Genomic DNA, 17,163 nt, shown 5'->3' on the forward strand with positions numbered 1-17,163 from the left:
CCAAACCTGTGGGAGCGGGCTTGCCCGCGAAGAGGCCTTCGCGAGCAATGCAAATCTCGGGTCTTAGAACACCGAAACGTAATCGCCCAGCTCGACCTGTACCGATTTGATGCGTGTGAAGTTGTTCAGCGAGCTGATCCCGTTCTCACGGCCCACACCCGACTGCTTGTAACCGCCAACCGGCATTTTTGCGTCGGACTCGCCCCAGGCGTTGATCCAGCAGATACCGGCTTCCAGTTGATGAATCACGCGGTGGGCGCGGTTCAGGTCTTTGGTGACGATACCGGCGGCCAGGCCGAAGTCGGTGTCGTTGGCGCGGCGGATCACTTCTTCTTCGGTTTCGTAGGAGAGGATCGCCATCACCGGGCCAAAGATCTCTTCACGAACGATGGTCATGTCGTCGGTGCAGTCGGTGAACACGGTGGGCGCAACGAATGCGCCTTTGGCGAATTCGCCGTCGGTCAGGCGACCACCGCCGCACAGGACGCGGGCACCTTGTTCCTTACCTTTTTCGATGTAGGCCAGCACGCTTTCCATGTGGGCGAAGCTGACCAGCGGGCCGAAATTGGTGTTTTCGTCTTCCGGGTTGCCGACGCGGATGCGCGCAACGCGCTCAACGATCTTGGCCTCGAACGCGGCTTTCAGGTGCGCCGGTACGAACACGCGAGTGCCGTTGGTGCAGACCTGACCGGAGCTGTAGAAGTTGGCCATCATCGCGGTGTCGGCAGCGCGATCAAGATCGGCGTCGTCGCAGATGATCAGCGGCGACTTGCCGCCCAGTTCCATGGTCACGTCTTTGAGCGACGAAGCCGAAGCGCTGGCCATGACTTTCTTGCCGGTGTCGGTGCCGCCAGTGAAGGAGATTTTCTCGATGCGCGGGTGCTCGGTCAGCCAGGTGCCGACTTCGCGGCCGCTGCCGGTCAGGACGTTGAACACGCCGTTCGGCACGCCCGCTTCGGTGTAGATCTCCGCCAGTTTCAGGGTGGTCAGCGAGGTGACTTCGCTTGGCTTGAAGATCATCGCGTTACCGGCGGCCAGGGCTGGAGCGGATTTCCACAGGGCGATCTGGATCGGGTAGTTCCACGCGCCGATACCGGCGACCACGCCCAGTGGTTCGCGACGGGTGTAAACGAAAGAGGTGTCACGCAGCGGGATCTGCTCGCCTTCGATGGCGGGCACCAGGCCTGCGTAGTATTCCAGCACGTCAGCGCCGGTGACGATGTCGACGTACTTGGTTTCGGAGAAGGATTTGCCGGTGTCCAGGGTTTCCAGCGCGGCCAGTTCATCGTTGCGCTCGCGCAGGATGTCGACGGCGCGGCGCAGGATGCGCGAACGCTCCATGGCCGTCATCGCGGCCCAGATTTTCTGGCCCTTTTCGGCGCTGACCACGGCGCGCTCGACGTCGTCTTTGGTCGCACGTTGCACCAGTGCGAGGACTTCACCGTTCGCCGGGTTGATGGCTTCGAAGGTGGCGTCGCTGCCGGCGTCGGTGTACGCGCCATCGATGTAGAGTTTTTGCAGTTCGAAACGGGCCATAGTGTCCTCGCAAGTGCATTGGTGGTTGGCGTTGACCACCGCGATGACGCTGCGGTGGAGTTCAGGGGCTGAGCATTTTCTGTGTGCTCTAGCTCACCTTCTTGGCCAATTGGAAATCCATGTATTCGTAAGCGATCTGTTGCGCCTGCGCCGTGTCGAAAGCGTCTCCCGACAGCGCGCCGCGCAACCACAAGCCGTCAATCAACGCTGCCAGACCCCGGGCGGCGCTGCGCGCATCTTCGAGCGGCAGCACACGGCGGAACTGGCAGCACAGGTTGGAATACAGACGGTGATCGTTGATCCGCTGCAACCTGTGCAAAGACGGCTGGTGCATGCTGGTGGCCCAGAAGGCCAGCCAGGTTTTCATTGCCGGGCCATTGACCTGGCTGGCGTCGAAGTTGCCTTCGATGATCACCTGCAGATGCGCCCGTGGGCTGTCATCTGCCAGCGCCTGACGGCGCGCGGTGACGCTCTCGCTGAGGGCGGTCATCAGGTACCGCATCGTGGCGGCGATCAGGCCGTTCTTGTCCTGAAAGTAATGACTGATGATGCCATTCGAGACACCGGCCAAACGGGCGATCAGCGCAATGCTGGCGTCCCCCATTCCGACCTGATCGACCGCTTGCAAAGTGGCTTCGATCAGTTGTTGGCGGCGGATGGGTTGCATACCGACCTTGGGCATCTTGCACATCTCCTTAGGCCTTCCGAGGGGCGAATGACGCTGATCGGATTGAGGGCCAGTCTATTTTGTTTTGATTGAACGTTCAATCAACAAAGAATAAGATCTGCGACAATTCGTCGCTGCCTACAGAAAATTCCTACGCGTAATGACGATAAAAACCGACACCTGAAACGGCTCGAAACCTGCGCGGGGCATGGCGCGGTTCGCGATTCGATGGACGTGTTGAAAGGGCAAGACGCTCGGGGCCAGGTTTCGGATGAACGTCCGTCGCCTCTGGTCACGAAAGCGAATACGCAACGCCATTTCGGCAGGTTCGGGCTTTTTTCGGAGTGTCTTTATATCACCCGCCGGTCGGCTGCCAACTAACCGATTGGTCGGGTTCCGTGATGCCTTGTGTTCTTCTCTCGCACTGCCTGGAGCATTTGTGCCATGAGTTCTGCCTCGCTAATAAAGACCCCGCCCGAGAAGGTGACGGTCAACGGTTGGGTGTTCTACACCTCGACCGCGCTGATTCTGTTGTTGACCGCCATTCTGATCATCGCCCCGCAAGAGGCCGGCAGAATGTTGGGCATGGCCCAGGCCTGGTTGTCGCGCAGCTTCGGCTGGTACTACATGGTGGTGATCGCCGCCTACCTGGTGTTCGTGGTCGGTCTGGCGTTTTCCTCGTACGGCAAACTCAAACTGGGCAGCAAGGACGACACCCCGGATTTCAGCTACGGCGCCTGGGCGGGGATGCTGTTCTCGTCGGGCATCGGCATTTCGCTGCTGTACTTCGGCGCGTCCGAGCCGCTGGATCACTACTTCAATCCGCCGGAAGGCACCTCGGCGACGAATATGGCGGCGCGGCAGGCGGTGCAACTGACTTTCCTGCACTGGGGCCTGCACGGCTGGGCGATCTACGCTTTGGTCGGCCTTGCCGTGGCGTATTTTGCCTATCGGCATAACCAGCCGCTGGCGTTGCGTTCGGCGCTGTATCCATTGGTCGGCGAGCGTTGGGTCAAAGGCGCCGCCGGGCACGCGGTGGATGGCTTCGGCATGTTCGTGACCCTGCTGGGCCTGGTGACCAACCTGGGGATTGGCTCGCTGCAAGTGTCGTCCGGGCTGGAAAACCTGTTCGGCATGGAGCACAGCAACACCAACCTGCTGATCGTCATCATCGTCATGAGCACAGTAGCGACCATCGCTGCCGTGTCAGGTGTTGAAAACGGCATCCGTCGTCTGTCCAACCTGAACATCGTGCTGTTCAGCGGCCTGCTGATTTTCGTCCTGCTGTTCGGCCCGACCCTGCACCTGCTCAACGGCTTCGTGCAGAACATTGGCGACTATCTCAACGGCGTGGTGCTGAAGACCTTCGACCTTTACGTCTATGAAGGCGACAGCGCCAAGTCCGACCGCTGGCTGGGCCTGTGGACGCTGTTCTACTGGGCCTGGTGGATTTCCTGGGCGCCATTCGTGGGCATGTTCATTGCGCGGATTTCCCGTGGCCGCAGCGTGCGTGAACTGGTCGCTGGCGTGCTGCTGATTCCGCTGGGCTTCACCTTGGCGTGGCTGTCGATCTTCGGCAACTCGGCGCTGGATCTGGTGATGAATCAGGGCGCGGTGGAGCTGGGCAAGACGGCGCTGGAACAGCCGTCGATGGCGATCTATCAGTTGCTTGAGCATTATCCGGCGTCGAAAGTCGTGATTGGTGTGTCGATCTTTGTCGGCTTCGTGCTGTTCCTGACCCCGGCCGACTCCGGCGCGGTGATGATGGCGAATCTTTCCTGCAAGGGCGGTAACGTCGATGAAGACGCGCCGCGCTGGCTGCGGATCTTCTGGTCGGTGGTGATCACGCTGGTGACCATCGGCCTGCTGTTCGCCGGCAACTTCGAAGCCATGCAGACCATGGTCGTGCTGGCCGGCCTGCCGTTCTCGGTGGTGCTGATCTGCTTCATGTTCGGCCTGCACAAGGCGATGCGCCAGGACGTGCAGATCGAACAGGAGCAAGCACAACTGGCCGAGCGCGGACGCCGTGGTTTCAGTGAGCGCCTGACGCAACTGGATCTGCAGCCGAGCCAATCGGTGGTGCAGCGCTTCATGGACAAGCACGTCACCCCGGCGCTGGAAGATGCAGCAGCGCAATTGCGCAATCAGGGCATTGAAGTGCAGACGCTGCTGGGCAAGGCCAAGCGTTGCATGGGCGTGCGGGTCGAGATGGAAGAGGGCAACCCTTTCGTTTACGAAGTGAGCCTGGATGGTTATCTGGCGACCCCGACCGAATCGGCGCAGTCCGATGAAGCGCGTCAGCGTTATTACCGCGCTGAGGTGTATCTGCACAATGGCAGTCAGGATTATGACTTGATGGGCTTCACCCCGGAGCAGATTACCCGGGATGTGCTCGATCAGTTCGAAAGCCATCGGCAGTTGTTGGGGCGGGTTTATAGCTAAAGTCAAAAGCTGACCCTCACCCCAGCCCTCCCGAAACGTCGGACCGCCCGTAGGGAGAGGGAGCCGACTGAGGTGTCTGGCGTTGTACATTGACCTGAAAGATCGAGTCGATTATGGATTCGGTAAAGCACGATCAGGTCGGTGCAGATCTGCAGCATCCCCCGATCGGTCCCCTCTCCCTCTGGGAGAGGGCTAGGGTGAGGGGCTATTCCTGACCCAACAAAAAGGGATCGCTCACCGCGATCCCTTTTTTTATCCCACCTGGCGCATTACCCCAGATTCTTGCCCAGCAACGCGTGATACAACTCGCTGTCGCCGAGAATCCCCACCACATGATTGTTATCGTGCAGCACCAGCTTGTTGCCGGTCTGATAACGGATCTGCAGCGCGTCACGCATGCCGATGTTCGAGTCCACCAGCGTTGGCTTGCGCTCCAGGCCTTCCACCGCTTGCCCCGGTGCCCAGTTCTGCAGGTTCAGCACCGAGCCGTTCTGCCGCGCGCCTTTGATGGTGTTGCCTTCGGCCAGGTCCAGCCACGAGTCGCCGCCAGGATCGAGGCACACCGAGCCGTTGATGCGTTTGCACTTGTCCAGCGTGCGCATCAGGCTGCGGCCGCAGAGCACGTTGAGCGGATTGGTGTGGGCGACGAAGGTGCGCACATAGTCGTCCGCCGGGTTGAGGACGATTTCCTCCGGCACGCTGTACTGGATGATCCGACCGTCCTTCATGATCGCGATGCGGCTACCCAATTTGAGTGCTTCATCGAGGTCGTGGCTCACAAACACGATGGTCTTGCTCAGCTTGCGTTGCAGTTCCAGCAGTTCATCCTGCAGACCCTGGCGGATCAACGGGTCGAGGGCCGAGAACGGTTCGTCCATCAGCAGAATGTCGGCGTCCATCGCCAGCGCGCGGGCGAGGCCGACGCGCTGCTGCATGCCGCCGGATAGCTCATCAGGCTTCTTGTTGCGCCATTGGGTCAGGCCGACCAGTTCGAGTTTCTCGTCGACCAGTTTCTTGCGTTCCTTCTCCGGTCGGCCCTGCATCTCCAGGCCGAAACTGATGTTCTCGCGCACCGTCAGCCAGGGCATCAGGGCAAACTTCTGGAACACCATCGCAATGCGCTTGGTGCGCATCATTTTCAGCTCGGCGGGCGTGCAGGACGCGATGTCGATCTGGCGGTTTTCATGCTCGACGAACAGCTTGCCGCGGCTCACGGTGTTGAGGCCGTTGATGCAGCGCAGCAGGCTCGACTTGCCCGAGCCGGACAGGCCCATCAGCACGCAGATCTCGCCCTTGTTGATGTCCAGCGTGGCTTTTTCCACGCCGACGATCTGCCCGGTTTTCTTCAGGATCTCGTTGCGGGTCATGCCCTGATCGAGCAGCTTGAGTGCCTCGCGCGGGTCCTTGGAGAAGATTACGTCGACGTCTTCGAAGCGAATTATGCTCATGCGTCACCCCCTACTTTGGCGTCGGGTTGTTTGCAGATACGGTCGAGCATGATCGCCAGCAGTACGATTGCCAGGCCTGCTTCGAAGCCCAGCGCAATATCAGCAGTGTTCAGTGCGTTGACCACCGGTTTGCCGAGTCCGTCGGCGCCGACCAGTGCCGCGATCACCACCATCGACAGCGACAGCATGATGCACTGGGTGATGCCCGCCGCGATGCTCGGCATGGCGTGCGGCAGTTCGATCCTTGAGAGCAATTGGCGACGCGAGCAGCCGAAGGCCTTGCCGGCGTCCATCAGTTCTTGCGGGACATCACGGATGCCCAGGTAGGTCAGGCGGATCGGCGCCGCGATGGCGAAGACCACCGTGGAGATCAGGCCCGGGACCACACCCAGCCCGAAGAGGGTCAGGGTAGGAATGAGGTAAACGAAGGTCGGCACGGTCTGCATCAGATCGAGCACCGGCCGCATCATGGTGTAGAACATCGGTTTGTGCGCGGCGACGATGCCCAGCGGCACGCCGATCAACACGCAGACCAGGGTGGCGAACAGCACCTGGGCGAGGGTTTCCATGGTTTCCTGCCAGTACCCCAGGTTGAGGATCAGCAGGAACGAGGCGACCACGAACGCGGTCAGGCCCCACTTGCGTTGAATCAGATGGGCGATGATGGCAATCAGGCCAATCAGCACCAGTGGGTTGAACCAGGTCAGCGCAAACGTCACGCCGTGGATCATCGTTTCCAGTGTCACGGCGATTGCGTCGAAGGTGTTGGCGCCGTGTTGCGTCAACCATTCGACGAAGCCCGCGATGTACTGGCCTAAAGGTATTTTCTGATCAATCAGCATGGTAGTGAACGTCCGCATGCAAGGAAATTAACAGCCCGGGCAGGCACGCCTGCCCGGCATAAGCGGTGCCCCTCAAATCAAGGCGCGAGCTTGGCTTTCACGGCCTCCAGGCCTGGTTTACCGTCAATGGTGGTCACGCCAGCGAGCCAGGTTTCGAGCACCTGTGGATTCTTTTTCAGCCAGGCCTTGGCGGCCGCGTCAGGCTTCATCTTGTCGTCGAGAATGTTGCCCATCAGTTCACTTTCCATGTCGACGGTGAACTCCAGGTTTTTCAACAGCTGACCGACGTTGCTGCATTCTTCGGCGTAACCCTTGCGGGTGTTGGTCGCCACGGTGGCTGCGCCGAAATCGGGGCCGAAGAAGTCGTCGCCGCCGGTCAGGTATTGAATCTTGAAGCGCTTGTTCATCGGGTGCGGTGCCCAGCCGAGGAAGACCACGGCGGTGTCGCGCTTCTGCGCCCGGTCGACTTGCGAGAGCATGCCGGCCTCGGAGGATTCGACGATCTTGAAGCCAGCGGTTTTCAGGCCGAAGGCATCCTTGTCGATCATGCTCTGGATCAGCCGATTGCCGTCGTTGCCCGGCTCGATGCCGTAGATCTTGCCGTCGAGTTCTTTCTTGAATTTGGCGATGTCGGCGAAGTCATGCAGGCCTTTGTCATACAGGGCTTGCGGCACGGCGAGGGTGTATTTGGCACCCTTGAGGTTGGTGCGCACGGTGTCGACGGTGCCGGCATCGCGATACGGCTTGATGTCGTTCTCCATGGTCGGCATCCAGTTACCGAGAAACACGTCCATGTTCTTGCCGTCGGCCAGCGACTTGTAGGTCACGGGCACGGAGATCATGGTGGTTTTGGTCTTGTAGCCGAGGGCGTTGAGAACAACGGAAGTGGTGGCGGTGGTTGCAGTGATGTCGGTCCAGCCGACATCGGAGAAGTTAACGAGGCTGCACTGTGCCGGTTCTGCGGCTTGCGCCAGTAACGGCAGACTCAGCAGGGCGGCCAACAACAACGACGGGGAACCTTTCATGGATGGACTCCTTGGTGTTTTTTTTGGCAGTGTTCCGACTGTGGACCACCGCACTTATGGGTTGCGGTTGGTGGCGTTTTTGAGACAGCTCTACCGCAGCGCCTTGCAATCGAGTCATCCCGATCATGTACCAGTGAAAATCTGACGCCTACAGGGAGGGTCGTATCCAGTACAGGGATGGTCGCTTCCAGTGTCGGTGACGTCGCTTACAGCTTTTTTCCGCCCCCGATGACCTGCTCGACTGCATAAAAACGGCGTATTTGCGGGGCGAAAACGTGACGACGCTGCTGGACATGACTGCGTCGGTGTCAGACGCCGTGCGCGCCGACAAAAGCCCGATGATGCCGGCATTCGGCGGATCGCAGCTTGAGCGTAGCAGCTCCGCCAGCGGGCGCTTTTGCCGCCCGGACCGGTATTCTCAGGAGCTTCGCAGCAATGGCTATCAGCGTTTTCGACCTGTTCAAAATCGGCATCGGCCCTTCCAGTTCCCACACCGTCGGCCCGATGCGCGCCGCCGCACTATTTGTCGAGTCGCTGCGCGGCAAGCATCAACTGGAGCAGGTGCGGCGCATCGAGGTGCAGTTGTTCGGATCGCTATCGGCCACCGGCATCGGCCACGGCAGCGACAACGCGGTGATCATGGGCCTGATGGGCGAGTGGCCGGACGCAATCGACCCGGCGCAGATCGGCCCGCGCATTCAGGCGCTGCGCGAAACCCATACGCTTTTATTGGATGGCCGTCTGGCTGTGCCGTTTGTGTGGGCGCGGGACATGCGCCTGATCGACGAAAACCTGCCATTCCATCCCAACGCCATGACCCTGGTTGCCGAAGGCGAATTCGGTGAGCTGCATCGTGACACCTACTATTCAGTCGGCGGCGGCTTCGTCGTTGATGAGGCGCAAGCGGCCAGCGGTGTGGTCGATCTGGATCGCACCGAATTGCCCTACGATTTCTCCAGCGCGGTCGAGCTGCTCGAGTTGTGCAAAAAACACAACCTGCGCGTTGCCGAACTGATGCTGGCCAATGAAAAGGTCTGGCGCAGTGAAGAAGAAATCCGCGCCGGGCTGATGAAGCTGTGGCGAGCGATGCAGGATTGCGTCGAGCAGGGCCTCAAGCACGAAGGCATTCTGCCCGGCGGCTTGAACGTGCGGCGGCGTGCGGCGAAGTTGCACCGCAGCCTGCAAGAGCTGAATAAACCCAATGTCATCGGCTCGACCCTGAGCGCGATGGAGTGGGTCAATCTGTTCGCCCTGGCCGTCAATGAAGAGAATGCTGCCGGCGGGCGCATGGTCACTGCACCGACCAACGGCGCGGCGGGGATCATCCCGGCGGTGCTGCACTATTTCATGAAGTTCAGCGAAGCGGTCACCGACGCCAATGTCGTTGACTATTTCCTCGGCGCGGCGGCGGTGGGCATTCTTTGCAAAAAGAATGCGTCGATCTCTGGGGCCGAGGTCGGTTGCCAGGGCGAGGTCGGTTCGGCCTGCGCCATGGCGGCGGCAGGGCTGGCGGAGATTCTCGGCGCCACGCCCGAGCAATTGTGCAACGCGGCGGAAATCGGCCTGGAGCACAATCTGGGCCTGACCTGCGATCCGGTCGGTGGCCTGGTGCAGGTGCCGTGCATCGAGCGCAATGCAATCGCGGCAGTGAAAGCCATCAACGCGGCGCAAATGGCCCTGCGCGGCGACGGGCAGCACTTCATCTCGCTGGACCGGGTGATCCGCACCATGCGTGATACCGGCGCCGATATGCATGACAAATATAAAGAAACTTCGCGCGGTGGCTTGGCGGTCAGTGCGGTTGAGTGCTGAGCCAGCCACACCGAGGTGGATTCTTCGCGAGCAGGCTCGCTCCCACAATAGATCTCCAGGAACACAATATTTGTGAACCCCAGATTCCAGTGTGGGAGCGAGCCTGCTCGCGAAGACGCCAGACCAGTCAAAACTGCTCAACAAAAGAACATCCCGATCCAGTCACGCAACCTTTTGGCGCGTCGCAATCAGACAAGCGTCATTGTCAGTCGTGACTTGTCAGTCGTTAATCGACCGTCCGTCGTCCGTGCTTGCGGTGACACTCTGTGCAAATCCTCTGCAGGCCAGTTCCCACAAGTGCTACCGATCTGCTCACAGGCTGCGCGGCAGGGCAGTCACGGCGCCTGATGGCACTTCAAAATGGCGTGTTCCGAGGTCTCGTATAGACGCGTCGCGAGGTCGTTTTCAGGAGTTATTGAATGGCCGTCCAATTTCAGGCACGGCAATTGCTCTGTCATAACAAAGCCTGCTTTCTCTGTGAGACGCGGGCAATAACAAGAGCCTCCGCCTGAGGCCGCCACCCGCTTTGTGTGAGGAGATACCGCGATGACGTCGTTCAACTCCGGGGCCCAACCCCAGAACCGTGCGCCTCAATCCATCGGCTTTCTGCTGCTGGACAATTTCACGCTGATTTCCCTGGCGTCCGCCGTTGAGCCGCTGCGCATGGCCAACCAGTTGTCCGGTCGCGAGCTGTATCGCTGGAGCACCCTCACCGTCGATGGCGGCCAGGTCTGGGCCAGTGACGGTCTGCAGATCACTCCCGACGCCTCCATGCACAAAGCCCCGCCTCTGGACACTGTGATTGTCTGCGGCGGCATCGGCATTCAACGCACCGTGACCCGTGAACACGTCTCGTGGCTGCAAAGTCAGGCGCGCCAGTCCAAGCGCCTTGGCGCGGTGTGCACCGGCAGTTGGGCGCTGGCCTGCGCCGGTCTGCTCGATGGCTTCGATTGCAGCGTGCACTGGGAATGTCTGGCGGCGATGCAGGAAGCTTTCCCGCGCGTGGCCATGAGCACACGACTGTTCACCCTCGACCGTAACCGCTTTACCAGTTCCGGCGGGACCGCGCCGCTGGACATGATGCTGCACCTGATCAGCCGCGATCACGGTCGTGAACTGTCGGCAGCGATCTCGGAAATGTTCGTCTACGAGCGCATCCGCAACGAACAGGATCATCAGCGTGTGCCGCTCAAGCACATGCTCGGCACCAATCAGCCGAAGCTGCAGGAAATCGTCGCGTTGATGGAGGCCAATCTGGAAGAGCCGATCGACCTTGATGAGCTGGCAGTGTATGTCGCGGTGTCGCGTCGACAGCTGGAGCGGTTGTTCCAGAAATACCTGCACTGCTCCCCATCGCGCTACTACCTGAAGCTGCGCCTGATCCGCGCCCGGCAGCTGCTCAAGCAGACGCCGATGTCGATCATCGAAGTGGCGTCGGTGTGTGGTTTCGTCTCCACGCCGCACTTCTCCAAGTGCTATCGCGAGTACTTCGGCATTCCGCCGCGTGACGAGCGCGTCGGCTCCAACACCACCCAGCAGGTAGCCATGCTGCCGCTGCCGCAGGCCATCGTGATGTCGCCGCTGTCGGGGCCGATGTCAGCGCTGAGTCAGGCGCGCAATGAGTCGACGTTTGCCAGCGTAAGGCTGTAGACCGAGTCTGATCGTTCCCACGCAGAGCGTGGGAACGATCAGGTGGGAGCGAGCCTGCTCGCGAAGGGGTTTCTCAGGCGCTGTGGGACTGCTGGTAATCCGCAAGGGCCGGCAACAACTGCTTGTCGATCGCCTGACGCACCGCCGGCTGAATGCTGGCGCCGCTGGTGTACATGTCCTTGACCATCTTGCGCAGTTCGAATGCGCGAACATTATCCAGGCCCCGCACCGCGCACTCACAGGCCTGCTCGGCGGTGGTACCGCTCGGCACCTGAATACCCAAGGCCTTGAGCTGGCCCAACAGATCTTCCTGGTCAATCAAATCGGCGTACATCATTACGCAAATCCTTCTGTGGCAACGGAGGTCTTGGCTCGATTCTGGTGGCCCCGACCGGACGCGGCAAGGGCGTTTTGTCGCGGTGGCCGGGACGACTATGAACAGGTCGTTTTCGGCTAACCGACTGGATTGTCGACTAGGCACACTGGCCCCAGCTCGCTTCACGAAGGTTTGGTCACCCTCGACTGGCAGCTCCTCAACAGTACCCTCCTCAGCTCCGATCCTGTCACGGCTTGATCGGAGTTTTTTTTGCTTGTGAATCAGTCAGAGATTAGTTGTTCCCGCTGACGCTTTCGCGAGCAGGCTCGCTCCCACTTTGGAATGCGTACCCCTGTGGGAGCGAGCCTGCTCGCGAAGAACGATGACGCGGTTCAACGTTGCAACACCAGAATCCGCGACAACAACTCATCCCGGTCGACATAGCAGCCCTGAAAATGTCGCGCCCCGGTCGCTGGATCAAAAGCATTGCGCGCATGCAGCGTGCGGCGGTTGTCAAAGCACCACAATTCGCCCGGCTTGAGCCGCTGCATCAGCCGGAATCGCGTCTCGCGAGTCATCGCAATCAAGCGCCGATAGGCGCGATACAGCAACGGCATCTGCGCCACCGACGTATCGAACGCCCCGCGCAGAAAGTTGGCCATGCGAATCTCCGCCACCCGGCCCAGCGCATCCAAAGCGATGACCGGCGCCAGGCAGCGATAGTCGCTGTGCCGGTCCTTGTTGCGGAACTCCACGGGTATTTCACACAGGGCCTCAAACAGCTGCGGATCCTCCAGACGCAAGGCGTCGGCGATCGCAAAACCATCGACGAAAATGCTCTCGCCCCCCTCGGCATCATTCACCAGGCAATGCAGACATTGCAGCCCCGGTTGCAGCTCGCGAGTCGGCAGATCCGTGTGCAATGGCAGGTTGAAGGCGGTGTAGGCGTTGCTGTCGGCGTCGGCTTTGGATTGCACATTGAACAGCACGCCGAAGTTGCTTTCGCGGATGAAGGAAATCCGCTGCGCGATGAGCTTCAGCGAGCCCGGCTCGGTGGGCACGCCGCGCACTTGGGTCAGGCCGATGTCGCGCACGGCGAGCAACCATTGCAGCAGCGCGGCGTTGTCGTTCATCAGCGCGGTGTAGTCGAACACCGGCAACTGCAGATCGCTGTGCCACAAACGGGGCTGCGATTTGCCCGCCAGGCGTTCGGCGCGGGATTCATCGTCATAGGCATGTGCGCGCAGCCAGCCCGGATCGAAGCGGCTGAGGTGACCGTCCTGCCAGTCGATGCGCAGGCAGCCATCGGTGTCGATGCGCGTGGCCAGCGGTTGCAAATCCTCGGCGGCATCGACGCTTTCGAAGACTTGTTCGCGAGTAACGCTGTAGACACATTGATCACACGGGCAATTGTCGCGCAGCCATATGTGGTGAAACGGGCTGACACGTCCGTCAGCCCATTCGATGACAACGCGATCCGCCAGACCCTGCACGCCACCGAGCGCGCTGATCAACGGATAAGTACGAAAATCGGCAACAGCGACGGCGGTGTTCATGGCGGCTCCTTGGCAGTGGGGATTTACCGAGCGGGTGGCAGCGCGATCACGCGGCCGATGTAAGCGGGAGCGGGCAGGTCGGTCTGATCGGCGACGATGGCTTGCAGGCGATGCAACGTATCAGGGCTGAACGGCGCCGAGCGCGGGCCGGCGAGGTCGACGTGCAAAAGCATCTGTTCATTGCCGGCCAGCGCTTGCTCATCGCCGATTTTGTGCAGGCTGTGGTAGAGGTGCAGGCGCTTGCTGTCGTGGCCGATGATTTGCGTGCGCACTTCCACCTCAGTGGCGATCTTCACTTCGTGCAGGTAATTGAGGTGCAGCTCAAGGGTGAACAGCGAATGGCCACTGGCCTCGCGGTTGCTGCTGTCCATGCCGAGGCGGTCCATCAGCGCATCGGTGGCGTAGCTGAAGATCAGCAGGTAGAAGGCATCGCGCAGGTGGCCGTTGTAGTCGACCCAGTCGGGGATGATGGTGGTTTGGTAGGTGGTGAGGTGGGGCATGGTCTCGGTTCCAACATTGATGATGACTGGACTGCCGTCTTCGCGAGCAGGCTCGCTCCCACATTGAAATGCGTTTACCTGTGGGAGCGAGCCTGCTCGCGAAGGGGCCGGAAGCGCTCTGCAAGGTCTATTCGCTGAAACTCATTCCATGCTTTTCCTTGGTGGTCTTCACCGCTTCAAGCACCGCCAGCAAACAATCATCACGATAGCGCTCCAGCGCTGAAATGCTGTGCCGACCGAGCTGATCAGTGGTGCCATCGACCACATCATCAATCAGCTTGTCGGTCAGCTCCGGTGCTGGCAGATATGTCCACGGCAACTGCAACGCCGGACCGAATTGCGACATGAAGTGGCGCATGCCGGCATCGCCGCCGGCCAAGGTGTAGGTCAAGAACGTGCCCATGAACGACCAGCGCAGACCAGCGCCAAAACGGATTGCATCGTCGATCTCGCCGGTCGTCGCGACGCCGTCGTTGACCAGGTGCAACGCCTCGCGCCACAGCGCTTCAAGCAAGCGATCGGCGATGAAGCCCGGCACTTCCTTGCGCACATGCAACGGGCGCATGCCGAGGGATTGGTAGACTTGCATCGCTGCTTGCACCGCTTCCGGCGCGGTATTTTTGCCGCCGACCACTTCCACCAGTGGCAACAGATAAACCGGGTTGAACGGATGCCCGACCACGCAGCGTTCAGGGTGCGTCGAACTCTCGTAGAACTCGCTGGGCAACAGGCCTGAAGTGCTTGAACCGATCAATGCGTCGGGCTTGGCGGCGGCGCTGATCTTGCTGTGCAGGTCGAGCTTCAGTTCCAGCCGTTCCGGGGCGCTTTCCTGGATGAAGTCGGCGTCACGCACGCACTCCTCGATGGTCGCGACAAAGCGCAGACGATCCTGCGAAGCACCCGGCGCCAGGCCGTTTTTCTCCAGCGCGCCCCACGCATTGGCCACGCGTTGGCGCAATGCCGCTTCCGCGCCGGGCGCCGGGTCCCAAGCCACTACATCGAGGCCGTGGGCGAGCGCGCGGGCGACCCAGCCACTGCCGATGACACCGCTACCGAGAGCGGCGAAGGTTTTGATTTCGGTGATAAAGCGCATGGTGATGTCCTGAAGAGTTCGAAGAGCCCTGTAGGAGCTGCCGAAGGCTGCGATCTTTTGATCTTGCTTCTAAAAAATCAAAGTCAAAAGATCGCAGCCTTCGGCAGCTCCTACAGGTGAAATGGGTGATGGATCAGCCGCGCTGGGTCAGGCCCATTTTCTGGCGGCCTTCTGCCGGTGTCAGCACCCGGGCACCGAGGCGGCTGAGGATTTCCGTAGCGCGCTCAACCAATTGGCCATTGGTCGCCAGCACACCTTTGTCCAGCCACAGGTTGTCTTCCAGGCCGACCCGCACGTTGCCGCCGAGCAGCACCGCTTGCGCCGCCATCGGCATCTGCATGCGGCCGATGCCGAAGCCGGCCCACACCGCGTCGGCGGGCAGGTTGTCGACCATGGCTTTCATCGTGGTGGTGTCGGCCGGTGCGCCCCACGGGATGCCCAGGCACAGTTGAAACAGCGGGTTGTCGAGCAAGCCTTCCTTGATCATCTGCTTGGCGAACCACAGATGCCCGGTGTCGAAAATCTCCAGTTCGGCCTTCACCCCCAGTTCGGTGATGCGCTTGGCGCCGGCGCGCAGTTGCGCCGGGGTGGAGACGTAAATGGTGTCGCCGTCGCCGAAGTTCAGCGTGCCGCAATCGAGGGTGCAGATTTCCGGCAGCAACTGTTCAACGTGGGCGAGACGGGTCAGCGGACCGATCAGATCGGTGTTCGGGCCGAACTCCATCGGGTTCTCGCCAGCGCCGATTTCCAGGTCGCCGCCCATCCCGGCGGTCAGGTTGACGATGATGTCGACGTCCGCCTCGCGGATGCGCTCCATCACTTCGCGGTACAGCGCCACGTCACGGCTGAACTTGCCGGTCTGCGGATCGCGCACATGGCAGTGCACCACGGTGGCGCCAGCCTTGGCCGCTTCCACCGCTGCAGCGGCAATCTGTTTCGGGGTGATCGGCACGTGTGGACTTTTGGCGGTCGTGTCGCCAGCACCGGTAAGTGCGCAGGTGATGATGACGTCGTGGTTCATGGTGCGTTTCCTTCAGGCGTGATGGGTCTGTCCGCAGCCCGTTGCGGGGCTGCGAAGCTTGATTGAAATACCCTCTCCCTGTGGGAGAGGGTCAGGGTGAGGGGCTCTTCAATCGAGGGGTTATTTGCTGGTCAGTTGCAGATTTTCAGCAGCCGGTTTGCCATCGAAAGTCGTCACACCTTCAAGCCAGCGCTGTTTGTCTTCGGGGTGATCCTTGAGCCACTGCTTCGCCGATTCGAAGGCATCCTTGTGATCGAGCAGCGGCTGCATCATCCGGCTCTCGGATTCGGCGGTGAAAGTCAGGTTGGCCAGCAGGCGGCCGATGTTCGGGCATTGCTCGGCGTATTTCGGCGCGGTGACCGTCCACACCGTGGCCATGCCTTCGTTCGGGCCGAGGGCGTCTTCGCTGCCGGCCAGATAGGTCATCTGGATGTTGACGTTCATCGGGTGCGGCGCCCAGCCGAAGAACACCACGGCTTCCTTGCGGCGCACGGCGCGATCGACGGCGGCGAGCATGCCGGCCTCGCTTGATTCGACGAGCTGGAACTTACCGAGGCCAAACTGGTTCTTGGCGATCATCGCTTTGATCTGCGTGTTGGCGCCCGAGCCTGGCTCGATGCCGTAGATCTTGCCGCCCAATTCCTTCTCGAATTTGGCGATGTCGGCGAAAGTTTTCAGGCCCTTGTCGGCCAGATAAGTCGGCACGGCGAGGGTGGCGCGGGCATCTTTCAGGCTCGGTGCTTCGAGCACTTTCACCTGATTGGCCTCGACGAACGGCGTGATGGTTTGCGTCATCAGCGGGTTCCAGTAGCCGAGGAACAGGTCCAGGCGCTGATCGCGAATCCCGGCAAAGATAATCTGCTGGGAGGCGCTGGTCTGTTTGGTGCTGTAGCCGAGGCCGTCGAGCAGGACCTGGGTCATGGCACTGGTGGCGATCACGTCAGTCCAGTTGACCACGCCCATGCGTACGTTCTTGCAGGAGGCCGGTTCGGCCGCCATTACGCCGGTGCTGAAAAAAGCGGTACCGCTGAGTGCAAGAACGCAGCTGCTGATCAGTCGTTTCATGTCGGGTTCCTCGGCAGTTCGATTATTGTCGTTCCCGGCATCTGCGCGCCGGTGAGGCCAAGTTACGCAGCTATGCACCCGTGAAAGCGCACTGCGGCGACTGGCATTTGCACTGTAGCGACCTGCACGCTTGAACGCCGCCGATAATCGGCGTATCAACGAGCCACGCGACCCGCCAACCGAGTGCGCC

Annotated in this window: 14 protein-coding genes; 3 read left to right on the plus strand and 11 right to left on the minus strand. The window is 60.8% G+C overall.

The features are described from left to right. Positions 1-63: 63 nt before the first annotated feature. Complete coding sequence (gene betB / locus CKW30_RS16715; RefSeq protein WP_039757620.1) at positions 64-1,536, minus strand: betaine-aldehyde dehydrogenase; 1,473 nt, start codon at positions 1,534-1,536, stop codon at positions 64-66. An 88-nt stretch (positions 1,537-1,624) separates the two neighbouring features. Next, complete coding sequence (gene betI, locus CKW30_RS16720) at positions 1,625-2,218, minus strand: transcriptional regulator BetI (RefSeq protein WP_008085771.1); 594 nt, start codon at positions 2,216-2,218, stop codon at positions 1,625-1,627. 429 nt (positions 2,219-2,647) lie between these two features. Between betI and betT the strand changes: the two genes are divergently transcribed. Next, a complete protein-coding gene (gene betT, locus CKW30_RS16725) occupies positions 2,648-4,645 on the plus strand; it encodes a choline BCCT transporter BetT (protein ID WP_095181364.1) in 1,998 nt (665 codons plus the stop codon). A gap of 269 nt (positions 4,646-4,914) precedes the next feature. On the opposite strand, the gene choV is transcribed toward betT, so the two are convergent. The 3 genes from choV to CKW30_RS16740 form a co-directional block, all read right to left on the minus strand. Further along, positions 4,915-6,093 (minus strand): choline ABC transporter ATP-binding protein, encoded by a 1,179-nt coding sequence (gene choV / locus CKW30_RS16730; protein ID WP_016772804.1) that lies wholly within the window; start codon positions 6,091-6,093, stop codon positions 4,915-4,917. Next, entirely contained in the window at positions 6,090-6,935 is an 846-nt protein-coding gene (choW, locus tag CKW30_RS16735) for a choline ABC transporter permease subunit (protein ID WP_016772805.1), read from the minus strand. Before choW ends, choV begins: the two co-directional genes overlap by 4 nt. Before the next feature lie 77 nt (positions 6,936-7,012). Continuing rightward, positions 7,013-7,960: a choline ABC transporter substrate-binding protein gene (locus CKW30_RS16740; protein ID WP_095181365.1), complete on the minus strand. Its 948-nt coding sequence runs from the start codon at positions 7,958-7,960 to the stop codon at positions 7,013-7,015. A 435-nt stretch (positions 7,961-8,395) separates the two neighbouring features. Between CKW30_RS16740 and CKW30_RS16745 the strand changes: the two genes are divergently transcribed. After that, on the plus strand, positions 8,396-9,772 hold the full coding sequence (locus tag CKW30_RS16745; protein ID WP_095181366.1) for an L-serine ammonia-lyase: 1,377 nt from the start codon (positions 8,396-8,398) through the stop codon (positions 9,770-9,772). 546 nt (positions 9,773-10,318) lie between these two features. Beyond that, complete coding sequence (locus tag CKW30_RS16750; protein ID WP_007949927.1) at positions 10,319-11,422, plus strand: GlxA family transcriptional regulator; 1,104 nt, start codon at positions 10,319-10,321, stop codon at positions 11,420-11,422. Positions 11,423-11,495: 73 nt separating this feature from the next. On the opposite strand, the gene CKW30_RS16755 is transcribed toward CKW30_RS16750, so the two are convergent. The 6 genes from CKW30_RS16755 to CKW30_RS16780 all read right to left on the minus strand — a co-directional run bounded on the left by CKW30_RS16755 (position 11,496) and on the right by CKW30_RS16780 (position 16,973). Then, positions 11,496-11,759, minus strand: a complete 264-nt coding sequence (locus CKW30_RS16755) for a hypothetical protein (RefSeq protein WP_008083190.1) — start codon at positions 11,757-11,759, stop codon at positions 11,496-11,498. Positions 11,760-12,130: 371 nt separating this feature from the next. Next, complete coding sequence (locus CKW30_RS16760; RefSeq protein ID WP_095181367.1) at positions 12,131-13,294, minus strand: gamma-butyrobetaine dioxygenase; 1,164 nt, start codon at positions 13,292-13,294, stop codon at positions 12,131-12,133. 23 nt (positions 13,295-13,317) lie between these two features. Then, positions 13,318-13,794 (minus strand): thioesterase family protein, encoded by a 477-nt coding sequence (locus tag CKW30_RS16765; RefSeq protein WP_095181368.1) that lies wholly within the window; start codon positions 13,792-13,794, stop codon positions 13,318-13,320. Positions 13,795-13,921: 127 nt separating this feature from the next. Next, on the minus strand, positions 13,922-14,887 hold the full coding sequence (locus tag CKW30_RS16770; RefSeq protein WP_056786523.1) for an L-carnitine dehydrogenase: 966 nt from the start codon (positions 14,885-14,887) through the stop codon (positions 13,922-13,924). Positions 14,888-15,020: 133 nt separating this feature from the next. Further along, positions 15,021-15,908 (minus strand): 3-keto-5-aminohexanoate cleavage protein, encoded by an 888-nt coding sequence (locus tag CKW30_RS16775; protein ID WP_095181369.1) that lies wholly within the window; start codon positions 15,906-15,908, stop codon positions 15,021-15,023. 120 nt (positions 15,909-16,028) lie between these two features. Then, on the minus strand, positions 16,029-16,973 hold the full coding sequence (locus CKW30_RS16780; RefSeq protein WP_095181370.1) for a choline ABC transporter substrate-binding protein: 945 nt from the start codon (positions 16,971-16,973) through the stop codon (positions 16,029-16,031). Positions 16,974-17,163: the final 190 nt, after the last annotated feature.

The sequence above is a fragment of the Pseudomonas sp. Irchel 3F6 genome (genome assembly GCF_900187595.1).
GTDB classification, from domain to species: Bacteria; Pseudomonadota; Gammaproteobacteria; order Pseudomonadales; family Pseudomonadaceae; genus Aquipseudomonas; species Aquipseudomonas siliginis.

Excerpts from the sequence above, each read along its gene's own strand:
- betB (WP_039757620.1), bottom strand. The coding sequence starts at position 1,536 with ATGGCCCGTTTCGAACTGCAAAAACTCTACATCGATGGCGCGTACACC.
- betI (WP_008085771.1), bottom strand. The coding sequence starts at position 2,218 with ATGCCCAAGGTCGGTATGCAACCCATCCGCCGCCAACAACTGATCGAA.
- betT (WP_095181364.1), top strand. The coding sequence starts at position 2,648 with ATGAGTTCTGCCTCGCTAATAAAGACCCCGCCCGAGAAGGTGACGGTC.
- choV (WP_016772804.1), bottom strand. The coding sequence starts at position 6,093 with ATGAGCATAATTCGCTTCGAAGACGTCGACGTAATCTTCTCCAAGGAC.
- choW (WP_016772805.1), bottom strand. The coding sequence starts at position 6,935 with ATGCTGATTGATCAGAAAATACCTTTAGGCCAGTACATCGCGGGCTTC.
- CKW30_RS16740 (WP_095181365.1), bottom strand. The coding sequence starts at position 7,960 with ATGAAAGGTTCCCCGTCGTTGTTGTTGGCCGCCCTGCTGAGTCTGCCG.
- CKW30_RS16745 (WP_095181366.1), top strand. The coding sequence starts at position 8,396 with ATGGCTATCAGCGTTTTCGACCTGTTCAAAATCGGCATCGGCCCTTCC.
- CKW30_RS16750 (WP_007949927.1), top strand. The coding sequence starts at position 10,319 with ATGACGTCGTTCAACTCCGGGGCCCAACCCCAGAACCGTGCGCCTCAA.
- CKW30_RS16755 (WP_008083190.1), bottom strand. The coding sequence starts at position 11,759 with ATGATGTACGCCGATTTGATTGACCAGGAAGATCTGTTGGGCCAGCTC.
- CKW30_RS16760 (WP_095181367.1), bottom strand. The coding sequence starts at position 13,294 with ATGAACACCGCCGTCGCTGTTGCCGATTTTCGTACTTATCCGTTGATC.
- CKW30_RS16765 (WP_095181368.1), bottom strand. The coding sequence starts at position 13,794 with ATGCCCCACCTCACCACCTACCAAACCACCATCATCCCCGACTGGGTC.
- CKW30_RS16770 (WP_056786523.1), bottom strand. The coding sequence starts at position 14,887 with ATGCGCTTTATCACCGAAATCAAAACCTTCGCCGCTCTCGGTAGCGGT.
- CKW30_RS16775 (WP_095181369.1), bottom strand. The coding sequence starts at position 15,908 with ATGAACCACGACGTCATCATCACCTGCGCACTTACCGGTGCTGGCGAC.
- CKW30_RS16780 (WP_095181370.1), bottom strand. The coding sequence starts at position 16,973 with ATGAAACGACTGATCAGCAGCTGCGTTCTTGCACTCAGCGGTACCGCT.